The following is a 14116-nucleotide window of genomic DNA, read 5'->3' on the forward strand; positions in this document are numbered from 1 at the left end:
ACATGGCTGAAGAGTTGCCCAAAATGGAAGCCGCAGCGGGTGTTGCGGATGTGGAGACGCATCTGGCGCTTGACCAGCCGTTGCTGCGCATCGAGGGAGTGGCGAAGTCGTTCGGGACGTTCCGGGCCGTGGACGGCGTCTCGCTCGACATCAGGGCCGGCGAGTTCTTTGCGCTGCTCGGTCCGAGCGGCTGCGGCAAGACCACGCTCTTGCGCATGCTCGCCGGCTTCGAGGCACCGGACGAGGGACGCATCCTGCTCGGCGGCAAGGACATCGCGCAGGCGCTGCCCCATGAGCGCCCGATCAATATGATGTTCCAGAGCTATGCGCTGTTTCCGCACCTTTCGGTGCGCGACAACATCGCCTTCGGCCTGAAGCGCGCCGGCATGGCGCGCGCCGACATCGACACGCGCGTTGCGGAGATGGTGGCGCTGGTGAAGCTCGAAGGACTGGAAAAGCGCAAGCCCAACCAGCTCTCCGGCGGCCAGCGCCAACGCGTGGCGCTGGCCCGTGCACTGGCGCGCCGGCCGCAGCTCCTGCTGCTCGACGAGCCGCTCGCGGCGCTCGACAAGAAGCTGCGCGAGAGCACGCAAGGAGAGCTGATGGAGCTGCAGCGCCGGCTCGGCACGACCTTCATCGTCGTCACCCACGACCAGGAGGAAGCGATGACGATGGCGAGCCGGATCGGCGTGATGAACGCCGGCAAGCTCGCTCAGGTCGCGAGCCCCCGCGAACTCTATGAGGCGCCGCGCTCGCGCTGGATCGCGGAGTTCGTCGGCGACGTCAATTTGTTCGAGGGCGAGTTCAAACTCCGCGACGGTCATCGCCTGGTGATCGCCACGCGCGACGCCGGCACGCTGGTGGTGGCGGAGCCGCGCCAGCCGACCGGCGAAACGAGATTGTCGGTCGCGATCCGCCCCGAGAAGGTCAAGCTGTCCCGCCGCGGCCCGGTGAGCGAGGCCGGCCGTGAGACGGCGATCAACCAGCTGGACGGCGTGGTCGCGGACATCTGCTATCTCGGCGGCTCCACCACGTACAAGGTGAAGCTTGACACAGGCGGCATCGTGCAGGCTTCGGTGGCCAACAGCGCGCGCCTCGACGCCGATGCCTATAGCCTGAGCCAGCACGTCGTTGCCTGGTTCACGCCCGACGACTGCGTGGTGCTGCCGCCATGAGCGCGCGCCGCATCTTTGCGCGACCGGCGCGCTTTGCCGCGATCGCGCCCTATGTCTGGATGGTGCTGCTCTTCCTGGTGCCGTTCGCCTTCGTGCTCAAGATCAGCCTATCGCAGACCGTGATCGCGCAGCCGCCTTACGAGCCAGTGTTCGACCTGACGGCGGGACGGGCGTCGCTCGAGGCTGCCTTTGCCGCGCTGTCGATCGACAATTTCAAGCTGCTCGTCTCCGACGACCTTTATGTCTACGCTTACGTGCGCAGCCTCACGGTTGCCGTCACCGCGACCGCGCTGCTGCTTCTGATCGGCTATCCCATCGCTTACGGCATGGCACGGCTGCCGACCCGCTGGCAGGCGGTGGCGATGGTGCTGGTGATCGTGCCGTTCTGGACTTCGTTCCTGATCCGCATCTACGCCTGGATCAACATCCTCCAGCACGACGGCCTGCTCAATCAGATCCTGCTGGCGCTGCATCTGGTCAGCCAGCCGGTGGTGTGGCTCTCCACCGACAGCGCGATGTATATCGGCATCGTCTATTCCTACCTGCCGTTCATGATCCTGCCGCTCTACGCGACGCTCGCGAAGATGGAGCCGGCGCTGGAGGAGGCCGCCAGCGATCTGGGCGCACCGCCCTGGCAGGCATTCTGGCTCGTCACCTTCCCGCTGTCGCTGCCGGGCATCGGCGCCGGTGTGCTCCTCTGCTTCATTCCGATCGTCGGCGAGTTCGTCATCCCCGACCTTTTGGCGGGTTCAAATTCGCTGATGATCGGCCAGACACTGTGGCTCGAGTTCTTCACCAACAAGGATTGGCCCGTCGCGTCCGCTGCGGCCATCATTCTTCTTGTGGTGCTGTTGATGCCGCTCCTGCTGTACGAACGGCTGCAGCGCCGGCAACTGGAACAGGGGCGGTGAGGCGATGCGCAAACGCTCCCGCCTGTCCCGCTTCAACGTCGCCTCGCTCGCGCTGGGGCTGGCGTTTCTTTATTTGCCGATCCTCATTCTCGTCATCTATTCTTTCAATGCCTCGCGGCTGGTGACGGTGTGGGGCGGCTGGTCGCTGCGCTGGTACCACGAGTTCTTTGGCGACCGCGCCATGATCGAGGCGGCCTGGATGAGCCTCAAGGTCGCCGCCTCATCCGCGAGCATCGCCACCCTGCTCGGCACGCTGGCCGCCGTAGCGCTGTCGCGCGGTGAGCGCTTCGCCGGCCGCACGCTGTTCTCCGGCATGCTCTATGCGCCGCTGGTGATGCCCGAGGTGATCACGGGATTGTCTCTGCTGCTGCTGTTCGTAGCACTCGATGCCGAGCGCGGCTTCTGGACGGTGACGATGGCGCACACCACGTTGACGATGTGTTTCGTCGCGGTGGTCGTGCAGTCCCGTCTCGGCTCGCTCGACCGTTCGCTGGAGGAGGCGGCGATGGACCTCGGCTGCGATCCGGTCCGCGCGTTCGTTGCCGTCACGCTGCCACTGATCGCACCTGCGATCGTCGCGGGCTGGATGCTGGCCTTCACGCTGTCGCTCGACGATCTCGTGATCGCGAGCTTCACCACCGGCCCCGGTTCGGCGACGTTGCCGATCCGGATCTATTCGGAGGTACGGCTTGGCGTGAAGCCCGAGATCAACGCGATCTGCACGCTAGTGATTGGCCTGATCGCGGTCGTCATCGTCATCGCCTCGCTCGCCTCGAAGCTGTCGAGCGCGCAGGGCGAGAGCGCGGCACCGCTGTAGGCCCCGCCGTCATTGCGAGGAGCTCTTGCGACGAAGCAATCCAGTCTGCCTCTGCAGAGGTAGTCTGGATTGCTTCGCTTCGCTCGCAATGACGAGCGATGGCTCACGACTTCACCGCACCCGCCGTGAGCCCACCCACCATGTAGCGGCGGAAGGCGTAGTAGATTGCGGCGGGCGGCAGCGCGTAGATGAAGCCGGTCGTCATCAACAGCTCCCAGGGCGAATCGTCGGCGGCGAGGAAGTTGCCGAGCGCGACCGGGAGCGTGATCTCGCGGTCGTTCGAGAGCAGCAGGAACGCGTAGAGATACTCGTTCCAGGCGAGCAGCACCGCATAGGTGCCGATCGCGACCAGCGAGGGCATCATCAGCGGCAGGTAGACCAGGCGGAAGATCTGGAGCGTGGTGGCGCCGTCCATCACCGCGGCCTCGTCGAGCTCGACCGGCAGCTTGTCGGACGCTTGCTTCAGCACCCAGATCGCGTAGGGCGAGGCGATCGTCACCATGGCCAGGATCAGCGCCCAGTGATTGTTGAGCAGACCGTAATTGCCCATGGTGCGGTACATCGGCACGGCGAGGAACGCCGCGGGGATGAAATAGGTAAACAGCGCCAGGTTCATCACGATGCGTCCGCCGGGCACCTTCAGCCGCGAGATCGAGAACGCCGCCGCGGTGGCGATGAACAGCGTCAGCACCCCGACAGAGGCGGCGATCACCAGCGAATTCCAGAACTGAACATAGAAGTCGCGCAGAAAATAGTGCTGCTGCTTGAACACGATTTCGAAGTTGTGCAGCGTCGGATGGTCCGGCCACAGCTTGCCCGAGAACGCGTCCTCCTTCGGAGAGATCGCGAACAGGAACATGTGATAGATCGGAACCATCGTCCAGATGAAGACGGGAATGCCGATCAGCAGCAACCGCGCTTCGGTCGCGACTTCGCGTAAGGTGGGGAGCTTCATCGCGACAACCGTTTCATCATGAAGTACACGAGCGGCAGGACGAACGGCATCGCGCAGACGATGGAGGCCATCGCGAGCGAGAGCTGGTCGAGCCTGAGATAGCGGATGCCGAGCGTCGCCAGCACATGGGTGAGGTCGGCCGGCCCGCCGCCGGTGAGCAGGTAGACGCTGTTGAAGTCTCCCAGCGTCCAGATCATCGAGAGCAGCGTGCAGGTGATGTAGAGCGTCTGCATCGACGGCCAAGTGATGAAGCGGAATTTCTGCCACCAGCTCGCGCCGTCGACCTCGGCGGCCTCGAACAGATCGTGCGAGATCGCAAGGCGGCCGGTGATCAGGATCAGCGTCCAGAACGGCAGCGACTTCCAGATGTGCACAGCGATCGCCATGGTCAGCGCGACCGTCGGGTCGTTCAGCCAGTTCGGGCCGTCATCGCCGGTGAAAGAGAAGATGAGGTGGTTGATCACGCCCCATTCGGGATTGAGCATGAAGCGCACCGACAGGATGGTCGGGATCGACGGCACTGCCCAGGGCAGGATGAAGATCACCGAAAGCCATTTGATCCAGGTGCGCTGCTGCGCGAAGAAGCCGGACAGGAACAGCGCGATCAGCATCTTGATGTTGATGCCGATGACCAGGAAGATCAGGGTGTTGACCGCGGCGCGCGCGAAGATCGGGTCGTTATAGAGCGCCACATAGTTCGCCGGAGCCCGCGCCAGCCAGAGCCCGTAGCAGACGGGATAGACGACGAAGGCGAGGAAGACGAGCAGATAGGGCGCGAGCAGCACGATGCCCCAGACCTGCGCCGGGGTCAGCCGCGACGATAAGGGCGGTGAGAGGATCGCATGATCGCCAGAGAGCGTGATCGCCATTCTTTAGGACTCTTCAAAACGAATTGCCGGCCGCGAGAGGCGGCCGGTGGCTGTTCTAGCACCTCTCCCCGCGGAGCGGGGAGAGGGAAGGATCGATTAACCCGCGACCTGCTTGATGCGGACGATCAGCTCGTCGACGGCCTTGTCGACCGGAACCTTCTCGCTGACGACCCGGTTCATCGCCTTGGCCCACACGTTCTCGTTGTTGAGGATCGTGAACTTCCAGTTCTTGGTGAAGTCGAACGGCGCCGTGCCGCCGGTGAACTGGGCGTAGACGGCCTTGCGGTGCTTGTCAGCCTGCCAGAACGGGCTGGCCTGACTTTCCTTGGTCACCGGGAACCAGCGGCCAAGCGCGCCCTCGATATAGGGACGGACGTTCTCTTCCTGGAGCAGGAAGCTGATGAACTGCTTGGCCTCGGCCTTGTTCTTGGCCGCGGTGAAGACAAGCCCGGTCTTGACGTCCGAGCGGTAGCGGATAGTCGTGCCATCGGGCGCCTTCGGGAAGGACGCGGTGATGATGTCCTGCTCGTAGGCTTTCTTGCCGGCTTCGCGCTGCTCGGGCGTGAGTGCCTGATTGGTCGAATCCTCGTACCACTTCGCCGCAATCGAGATCGTGAAGTTGTGCGTCATCACGATGGTCTTGTTGTGGAAGGCAACGTTGTTATCCGGATCCTTCCAGGTCGTGGAGGATGGCGGGGTGCAACCCTTGATGTAGGTGTCGGTGTAGTCCTTCATCGCCTTGATCAGGCCGTCGCGCACCTTGGGATCGTCGACGGTGAGCTTGCCGTCGTCGTCGACCAGCTTGACATGGTAGGCGTCCATGAAGGTGTAGAACGACTGGAAGGAGTCGGTGGATTCCACGCCCATCGGCTGGCCGACGGCGTAGATGCGCTGGCCGGTCGCCTTGCGGATTGCCGGCTGCACCTTGTCGCACCAGAACGTCCAGTAGCCCACCCAGTCGGTCGGAATGTCGCTCTGCTTGAAGCCGGCCTTCTCCAGCATGTCGTTCCAGATCTGGACGTGCATGCTCTGCTGCTTCAGCGGGAAGCCGTAATAGGCCTTCTTCTTGGTGACGTCGTTATAGAGGATCGACGCATCCAGCGTGTTCTGCACGAACCGACCTTTGATCGGCTCCATGACGTCCGTGAGGTCCTCGAGCTTGCCCTCATAGGCCCATTTGCCCTGCGCCTGCACGTCGTAGCTGTCGGAATAGGCGACATCGGGCACAGTGCCGGCGTCGAGTGCCGCGACCGTCTTCGGAATCATGTCCTGGATCGCGTACTGCGACAATTCGACCTTGATGCCGGTCTTGGCTTCGAACTTCTTGATCGTATCGATCAGCGCGTCGTCTTCGGAGCGGTAGAAGCCCTTGCCCCACCAGACCGTAATCGTCTTCTGCTGCGCAAAGGCGGGTGCAGTAGCCGCAAACAGCCCGACCGCAGCGACCGCCAGTGATACTGCGCCAATAACCTTGGATTTCACGTTTTTCTCCCTCAAACGGCCGGTGTTTTTAACCGGTCGTATAAAACACTAGCCCATGGCCGCTATCCGATCTAGCGGCTTCTTGTCAGACATAGGTCGTGGGGTGAAGGCTGTGAAGATGCTTAATCCGCGCATCCGTCCGCGCATCGATCTAAACGCTGCATCAATTCGCGGCCATCAATTCGCCTCGGGGTTCTGGCTTCGCCGCACCATCCGCTACATGACACACCGAATCGCCAGAAGATCCGGCTGTCGTAGAGTGATCCGTGGGGTCCAGCTTGATAGGGGAACAGACTGGCACCGCGCCGCGGGCCAGCTATCAGCGTTTCCGCTTCAGGCCCGCCTCAGCAGCATTCGAACTCGCCTCAGCAGATCGGGGCCGCGACCTGCCTTGCCCGCTTGTCCGCAAGGGAGAGCGCCATGCCTCGAGGAGCATTTTGAGCAACTGGCTGGCATGCGGAGATAGCGTCGCCCCGCGCCTGCGCACAATTCCAATCGTCCGCGACACCTCCGGCTCGGTCAACCGAATGGTGTGAATGATCGGGTGGCCGGCGGCTGGCGTCGCGAGCCTCGGCAGCACAGCGACGCCCAATCCTGCCTCGACCAAGCCAAGCGAACCGGAGAGGTGAGCGACTTCGTAGGTCCAGTTGAGCTGCAAGCCGTGCCGCGCCATGGCATTGTCGATCAAAGCGCGATTGCCGCTGTTGCGGCCCACGGTGATCACACGGTGCGGCACAATCTCCGACCAACTCACCTGTTTGCGCGCTGCCAATGGATGGTCATGGCGGCAGGCCAGGACGAAAGGGTCTTCAACCAGTTTTTCGAATTCAATTTCAGCATGCGAAGCGCCAATGAAATTGATGCCGAAGTCGGCTTCTCCGCGCGCTACCGCTTCCAATCCTTCATTGGCGCCGATGTCCAGAATCCGGATGCGAATGCGCGGATATGCTTCGGCGAACCGGCCGATCGCTCGCGGCAGGAAATAGAATACCGCTGTCGGCACTGCAGCCACCGAGACCAGACCTGAACTTCGCGCGCCGATATCATGGATGGCGAGCACCGAGGTTTCGAACTCGTCGATGAGGCGGCGCACTTTCGGCAGGAAGTCGCGGCCCGTCATGGTGAGATTGACGTGGCGCGTGGACCGTTCGAGCAACGGCGCACCGAGGCTTTCCTCCAGCTTCTGAATGCGTCGGCTCAGCGCCGGCTGAGACAGGTTCAGCGCCTTCGCGGTGCGGACGAAGCTTCCCATCTCGGCCACGGTGATGAACGCCTTGAGGTCGAGCAGTTCTGCATTCATGGCACGCTCCTTTGTATCGATATACGGAATAATACCTCAGATATTTGCATTTCACAAAAGAGTTGGGACGGGGGATGGTCCTGGTTAGAGCAAAGGTGTCCCCGAACGGAAGAGCCCCATGAACGATCAGATCGCTATTCCCTGTGTGGTGATGCGCGGGGGTACCTCGCGCGGGCCGTTCTTTTTGGCCAGCGATCTTCCAGCCGAACCCAGGCTGCGCGACGCGATCCTGTTGTCGGTGATGGGAGGGGGACACGATCTTGGGATCGACGGCATCGGTGGTGGCAACGCCGTTATCAACAAGGTCGCGATCGTCGGACCGGCATCGGTAGCGGGTGCCGATGTCGACTACCTGTTCGCCCAGGTGCGGGTTCGTGAAGGGATCGTCGATACCTCGCCGAACTGCGGGAATATGCTGGCAGCGGTGGGGCCGTTCGCAATTGAAGCCGGCCTGGTCGCCGCCGCCGCAGATCGCACCCACGTGCGCATCCATAATGTTAACACCGGCAAGCTGATTGACGCGACGGTTGCCACTCCCGGCGGGCGGGTGACCTATGAGGGCGAAGCGCGGATCGACGGCGTACCGGGAACGGCCGCGCCCATCGAACTGTCGTTCCCCAACGCGGCCGGTGCACGCACCGGTCGGCTGCTACCGACAGGACGTCCGGTCGACTGCATCGAAGGGATCGACGTGACCTGCATCGACGCAGCCATGCCTGTCATGCTGGTCCGCGCGGCGGATCTGGGATGGACCTGCCGTGAGGCACCCTCAGCTTTCGCCGATAGCGGCTTCCGCGCGCGGCTCGAACATTTGCGCATCGAGGCCGGCCGCCGGATGGGTTTCCCGGATTCCGCGTCAATGGTGATTCCGAAACCGGTTCTGATTGCGCCCGCGGTCGAGGCGACGTTGAACACCCGCTACTTCATGCCGCACGACTGCCATAGCGCGCTGGCGGTGACCGGTGCTGTCGCGATCGCGACCGCGTGTGTGACGCTAGGCACGATCGCCGCAGAGATGGTCGGACTGCTGGCGCCGCCGGTGACGATCACGCTTGCCCATCCCTCCGGCCAGCTCGTGGTTCGGTTGGAGCCCGGGCCGGTTGCCATGGTGCAGCGGACAGCCCGGCGAATCTTCGAGGGGCAAGTCTTCGCCCGCCGATCGCGCGTGACTCATTCAGTCCTGGCGGCCTGAAGCCGGCCGCCTCCGAAGCGATCAAGAAAATCAGAGCAATAAATCAGAGCCACGGGAGAAACGAAAATGCGGAAGGAAGCGCTGGTCGGGCACCCGAACACTGAGGTGCGAAAGCCATTCTACCGGATTCTCTACGTCCAGGTGCTGATTGGCCTCATGCTGGGTATCCTCACCGGCCATTTCTGGCCTGAATTTGGCGCCGCGCTGAAGCCGCTCGGAGACGGCTTCGTCAAGCTGGTCAAGATGATGATCGCGCCGATCGTGTTCTGCACCATCGTGAGCGGTATCAACAGCATCAGCGATTCCCGCGACGTCGCCCGCACGCTGGTGAAAGCCATGGCGCTGTTTTACCTGCTGACCGTGCTCGCACTGCTGGCCGGCCTGATCGCCGTATCGCTGATCCAGCCGGGCGCGGGCATGCATGTTTCCCTCAGCACGCTGGATCCGTCGGTGGCCGCAAAATTCACCAAGCAAGCAGGGACGTCCGGATTCGCGGACTTCGTGCTGCACATTATCCCGCATTCGTTCTTCGGAGCGTTCGCCGATGGTGAAGTGCTGCCGGTGCTGCTGGTCTCCGTCCTGATCGCCTTTGGGCTAAGCCGCGCCGGCGACGGCGGTGCCGTGGTGACAAATGCAATCGACTCGTTTTCACGGGTGCTGTTTGTGTCCTTCGGCTTCATTATGAAGCTGGCCCCGCTCGGCGCCTTTGGCGCGATGGCGTTCACGGTGGGGCGCTACGGCATCAGTTCGATTGGCTCGCTCGGACTGCTGATCCTGACATTCTATGTCGCGTGCTCCGTCTTCGTGGTCGTCGTGCTCGGTACGCTGGCGCGGCTGAACGGCTTCAGCCTGTGGAAGACCATCCGCTACTTTAGGGAAGAACTGCTGATCGTGCTCGGCACGTCATCGTCGGAGCCGGCGCTGCCTGGGGCGCTGCGCAAGCTGGAGCAGCTCGGATGCCGGAAAGGGGTATCCGGCCTTGTGTTGCCGATGGGCTACTCTTTCAACCTGGACGGCAGCGCCATCTATCTCACGTTGGCTTCCATGTTCATCGCGCAGGCCTGCGACATTCATCTGTCGTGGGGGCAGATTGCGGCGATGCTCGGATTGATGCTGCTGACTTCCAAAGGGGCGGCCGGCGTGACCGGCAGCGGCTTCGTCGCACTTGTCGCGACCCTCTCCGTCATGCCGGATCTGCCCGTGACCGGCGTGGCGCTGCTTGTCGGCATCGACCGCTTCATGTCGGAAGCGCGGGCGCTGACCAGCATGATCAGCAACTGTGTCGCGGCCATTACCGTCTCGCTGTGGGAGGACGCTTGTGACCGTGAGGTGTTGGCCCGCGAACTGGGACAGAGTGGCACTCTCAAGGTCGCGGCCGGATCGAAGATCGGGGAGGCAGCGGTGGTGCAGCAGGACAAGACCTGGATTTCGACGACGCAATCGGCCGCTTGACCCCACCTTTGGGATGACATCGGCTGCAGTATTTAGCGCAGGCTGCAAAAGATATGACAGAGCGACATCTATCAGCCTAGTTGGATTTGGCGCCCTCTTTGGCGTTCTCCGCCGTCGGTGATTCCGCCGGCGCGGGGCGCTTTCCGGTGCCGGTGATGCGCTCGATCGCGGAGCGCACGGCATCGCCCGCCTTGCGGTCCTTGAGCATGTCGAGCAGGGGGGCCGAGGCCGGCGAGCGGCGGATCAGGCTTTCCGGATCGGGGAAGATCAGCGGATCGTCCCAGGGGCCCTGCACCACGAAGGGCAATTCGAAGCCCGACGCGCTGTTCAGGCTTGCCACGCCCTTCATGTCGTATTCGCGCGTCGGCACAGAGGCGGTGCCGGTCATCGTGATTTTCGCGGCAGGTCCTTCGACGCGGATGTCCTCGGCGGTCGCGACGCCGTCGGCGAATTTCACCGCGATGGTGAGATTGTCGTAAGGGGTCGAGCCATTGCGGAAATTGCCGCCGCCGGACAGCGGCCGGCGTTCCAGCCGCTTCAGCAGCTGCTCGGCGTTGAAGCCAGCGATCGCGCCGTCGTGCCCGGTCACCGTGGCGCTGCCGTCGAGCGACTGCACGAGGCCGAACGGGCTCGAGCCGGAGGCGACGAGGGACACGTTGATGGTGCCCCGTCCCGACAGCTTATTGATGCCGAACAGTTCGGAGGCGCAGGCCTGAAGATCGACGTCGGCGAACTGGAATTGCGCCTTGACGTCGGCGACGGTGTCGGCGCGCGCGATCCCGAACGAGCCCTTTGCGATGCCGCCATAGACCTGCGCCTCGCCGACCGACAGCGCCAGCGTGCCGTTGCGCAAACTTGCGCCGATCGCGGTGCGGCCGAGTTTTGACGGCCCGACCGTCAGCCGCGCCGCCGACAGCCGCATGTCGAGATCGGTGGTCGACAGTCCGTTGAGATCGAACAGCTGCCTGTTCCAGTCGCGCGCGCCGCTGGCGAGCAGGCGGAAGGTCGAGATGTAGGGGGTGAAGTCGAGCGCGTCGGCGGCGAGCGTGGCCTGCAGCGTCTGCCGGCCGTTATTGGCGTAGGTCATTACGCCTTCGGCGGCGTTGCCGTCGAGCTCGACATTGACGTTGGTAAGCGCGACCGAGGCGCCCACGACATTGGCGCGGGCCTTCAGCGCGAAGCGGCCGAAGCCGCCGCTGCCGGGCTGCGGCTGTCCAGTCCAGCGCAGCGCGTTGCGCAAGGACGGGCTGTCGATGGTGAGGATGCCCTCCATCATCGGGCTGGTGCGGTTGGCGACGCTGCCGTCGAAGGCGAGTTTAAGCGGTGCGCTGGCGATCCGCGCCTTCAAACCCGAGCGGTCGCCGGAAAGGGCCGCGACGAAATCGGAGAAACTGATCGAGCCGTCGACGCGCTCGCCGCGCCAGTCGAACTGCCCGGTCGCGGCAAAGGAGCGCGAGATCGATGGCCACGCCAGCGACAGGTCGATGTCGTCGAACTGCTCGGTGGCATGTGTAGCGGCGTCCTCGTAATTGAGCACGCCGTCCTGGATCCTGATCTCGGAGAAGGAAATCTGGTTGTCGGCGCCGGGCTTCATGGTGCGCGCAATCGTCCGGATGAACGGCGTCCAGTTGCTCTCGCCGTCCGGCTTCAGGCTGACATGGATATGCGGCCGCAGCAGCGTCAGGTCGGCGATCTCGAACCGTTGCAGCAGCAGAGGCAGCAGCCGCAGATTGGCGGTGAGCACGTCGACACGGAGCGCAGGGTCGCTGGTGCCGCCGCCCTTCAGGCCGACGTCATGGAAGGAAATGTAGCTCGCCGGCAGCAACGAGATGTCGATCGCGCCCGTGACACTGAGCTCGAGCCCGGTGACGTCGCGGATCTGCGCTTCCACCGCCTTGCGCAGCGCGTCGCGGTTGATGAGCCAGGAGGTCGCGATCAGGGCGATCAGCACGACACCGAGCAGCGCCGCGATCGGCGTCCCGAGGCGCTTCATTCCTTGAGCCAAGGTCAATGGCATGTCCTGATCGGGTTGGTCGTTGGAGCCGGAAGGGCGGGCCGGGAAACCCGCGCGCCCTGACCCAAGTCCTGTTATGTTAAGTGCCGCAACTTGATGGGTTTTCTTGTCGCTTTCAAGGCCGCAGGCCGGTTTGCCCACGGCGTGGGCAGCTTCTACCACTGGGCCGTGGGGTGGAGAACCCCGTATGATTGACGGCCTCGGACGATTTCGCCTAATAATCGCCGCCAATGAGGCGCGACGCCCGCAAGCCGAAGGTTCAGTCGAGGTTTTTTGCATGAACAAGGTCTATCCCGACGCCAAATCGGCTCTCGAGGGCGTTCTGAAAGACGGCATGATGATCATGTCGGGCGGCTTCGGTCTCTGCGGTATCGCCGAGGTGCTGTCGGATGCGATCCGCGATTCCGGCGTCAAGGGCCTGACAGTGGTCTCCAACAATGCCGGCGTCGACGGCATCGGGCTCAGCCGCCTCCTGGAAACCCGGCAGATCAAGAAGATGATCTCGTCCTATGTCGGCGAGAACAAGCTGTTTGCGCAGCAATTCCTCGCCGGCGAGCTGGAACTCGAATTCAATCCCCAGGGAACGCTGGCCGAGCGCATCCGCGCCGGCGGCGCCGGAATCCCGGCCTTCTACACTAAGACCGGCGTCGGTACGCTGATCGCCGAAGGCAAGGAAGTGAAGGAGTTCGACGGCGAGAAGTATTTGATGGAGCGCGGTCTGTTCGCCGACCTCGCCATCGTGCACGCCTGGAAGGGCGACACCGCCGGCAACCTGATCTACCGCAAGACCGCGCGCAATTTTAACCCGATGATGGCGACCGCCGCGAAGGTTACCGTCGCCGAGGTCGAGCATCTGGTTCCGGCCGGCGAACTCAATCCCGACCACATCCACACGCCCGGCATTTTCGTGAAGCGCATCGTCGAGGTCGGCACGGCCCAGAAGCGCATCGAATTCCGCAACACCCGCCCGCGCACGGCGGCTTAAGCGCATGATCCGGAAAAGTGGGCACCAGTTTTCCGAACAGATTATGCGCAAAACATAAGACTTCAGGAGAGCAAGATGGCCTGGACCCGTGAACAGATGGCTGCGCGCGCCGCAAAGGAACTGCGCGACGGCTATTACGTCAATCTCGGCATCGGCATCCCGACGCTGGTCTCGAACTACATCCCGGACGGAGTCGACGTCAGCCTCCAGAGTGAGAACGGCATGCTCGGCATGGGACCGTTCCCCTATGAGGGCGAAGAGGACGCCGACCTCATCAACGCCGGCAAGCAGACTGTGAGCGAGCTGCCGTCGACCAGCTATTTCTCCAGCGCAGACTCCTTCGGCATGATCCGCGGCGGCCATATGGATCTGTCGATCCTCGGCGCCATGCAGGTGGCCCAGAACGGCGATCTCGCCAACTGGATGATCCCAGGCAAGATGGTCAAGGGCATGGGCGGTGCGATGGACCTCGTCGCCGGCGTTAAGCGTGTCGTGGTGGTGATGGAGCATTCCGCCAAGGACGGTCCCAAGCTCCTGAAGAAGTGCAACCTGCCGCTGACCGGCGAGCGCGTGGTCGACATGATCGTCACCGATCTCGCCGTCTTCACCATCGACAAGCACGGCGACGGCGGCATGGCGCTGATCGAGCTCGCCGACGGTGTCTCGCTGGATGAGGTCAAGGCCAAGACCGAAGCCGAATTCCGCGTCGCGCTGAAGAACACGTAAAATCGCGATCGAGATAATCGCGAAAGGGCCGGGCTTCGCCCCGGCCATTTTCGTTTGGCGGTGCACGCTGGGCAAGATTGATAGTGCCGGCGAGCGAGTGAGCGGTAGGTACGGCGGCATCCTCGGTGTCGTCCTGGCGAAGGCCAGGACCCATACCGCGAGGTCTATCGAGTACCGCCGGTGCTGGTCCCGAAGGACTATCACCGCTAGTCTTCGCAAAACTCATTTCGGTGGTTAT

At 63.2% G+C, this 14116-nt stretch carries 12 protein-coding genes; 7 read left to right on the forward strand and 5 right to left on the reverse strand.

All coding sequences use genetic code 11. The features are described 5' to 3' along the window. Window positions 1–2 precede the first annotated feature (2 nt). The 3 genes from GWG65_RS28650 to GWG65_RS28660 are packed head-to-tail and all read left to right on the forward strand — an operon-like array spanning window position 3 to window position 2903. A complete protein-coding gene (locus GWG65_RS28650; RefSeq protein ID WP_275198871.1) occupies window positions 3–1175 on the forward strand; it encodes an ABC transporter ATP-binding protein in 1173 nt (390 codons plus the stop codon). Beyond that, window positions 1172–2086, forward strand: coding sequence for an ABC transporter permease subunit (locus GWG65_RS28655; RefSeq protein WP_275198872.1), 915 nt, complete (start codon window positions 1172–1174; stop codon window positions 2084–2086). Before GWG65_RS28650 ends, GWG65_RS28655 begins: the two co-directional genes overlap by 4 nt. A 4-nt stretch (window positions 2087–2090) precedes the next feature. Further along, entirely contained in the window at window positions 2091–2903 is an 813-nt protein-coding gene (locus GWG65_RS28660) for an ABC transporter permease subunit (RefSeq protein WP_275198873.1), read from the forward strand. Window positions 2904–3006: 103 nt separating this feature from the next. On the opposite strand, the gene GWG65_RS28665 is transcribed toward GWG65_RS28660, so the two are convergent. The 4 genes from GWG65_RS28665 to GWG65_RS28680 all read right to left on the reverse strand — a co-directional run bounded on the left by GWG65_RS28665 (window position 3007) and on the right by GWG65_RS28680 (window position 7509). After that, a complete protein-coding gene (locus tag GWG65_RS28665; protein WP_275198874.1) occupies window positions 3007–3858 on the reverse strand; it encodes a carbohydrate ABC transporter permease in 852 nt (283 codons plus the stop codon). Beyond that, complete coding sequence (locus GWG65_RS28670; RefSeq protein ID WP_148742882.1) at window positions 3855–4727, reverse strand: sugar ABC transporter permease; 873 nt, start codon at window positions 4725–4727, stop codon at window positions 3855–3857. The genes GWG65_RS28665 and GWG65_RS28670 overlap by 4 nt, the downstream gene beginning before the upstream one ends. Window positions 4728–4823: 96 nt before the next feature. After that, complete coding sequence (locus GWG65_RS28675) at window positions 4824–6209, reverse strand: ABC transporter substrate-binding protein (protein ID WP_275198875.1); 1386 nt, start codon at window positions 6207–6209, stop codon at window positions 4824–4826. 319 nt (window positions 6210–6528) lie between these two features. Continuing rightward, window positions 6529–7509, reverse strand: a complete 981-nt coding sequence (locus GWG65_RS28680; RefSeq protein WP_275198876.1) for a LysR family transcriptional regulator — start codon at window positions 7507–7509, stop codon at window positions 6529–6531. A gap of 118 nt (window positions 7510–7627) precedes the next feature. On the opposite strand from GWG65_RS28680, the gene GWG65_RS28685 reads away from it, so the two are divergent. Both GWG65_RS28685 and dctA read left to right on the forward strand, forming a co-directional pair. Further along, window positions 7628–8701 (forward strand): 4-oxalomesaconate tautomerase, encoded by a 1074-nt coding sequence (locus GWG65_RS28685; protein WP_275198877.1) that lies wholly within the window; start codon window positions 7628–7630, stop codon window positions 8699–8701. Between the two features lie 66 nt (window positions 8702–8767). Next, window positions 8768–10153 (forward strand): C4-dicarboxylate transporter DctA, encoded by a 1386-nt coding sequence (gene dctA, locus GWG65_RS28690; protein WP_275198878.1) that lies wholly within the window; start codon window positions 8768–8770, stop codon window positions 10151–10153. Window positions 10154–10229: 76 nt separating this feature from the next. On the opposite strand, the gene GWG65_RS28695 is transcribed toward dctA, so the two are convergent. Further along, window positions 10230–12170, reverse strand: a complete 1941-nt coding sequence (locus GWG65_RS28695; RefSeq protein ID WP_275198879.1) for an AsmA family protein — start codon at window positions 12168–12170, stop codon at window positions 10230–10232. A 274-nt stretch (window positions 12171–12444) separates the two neighbouring features. Here GWG65_RS28695 and GWG65_RS28700 point away from each other — a divergent pair, with 274 nt between their 5' ends. Together GWG65_RS28700 and GWG65_RS28705 are read left to right on the forward strand one after the other, a co-directional pair. Then, window positions 12445–13152: a CoA transferase subunit A gene (locus tag GWG65_RS28700; RefSeq protein ID WP_148742876.1), complete on the forward strand. Its 708-nt coding sequence runs from the start codon at window positions 12445–12447 to the stop codon at window positions 13150–13152. Between the two features lie 75 nt (window positions 13153–13227). After that, entirely contained in the window at window positions 13228–13878 is a 651-nt protein-coding gene (locus tag GWG65_RS28705) for a CoA transferase subunit B (protein ID WP_275198880.1), read from the forward strand. The last annotated feature ends 238 nt before the right edge of the window (window positions 13879–14116 follow it).

The sequence above is a fragment of the Bradyrhizobium sp. CSA207 genome, from assembly GCF_029051685.1.
Lineage (GTDB): Bacteria > Pseudomonadota > Alphaproteobacteria > Rhizobiales > Xanthobacteraceae > Bradyrhizobium.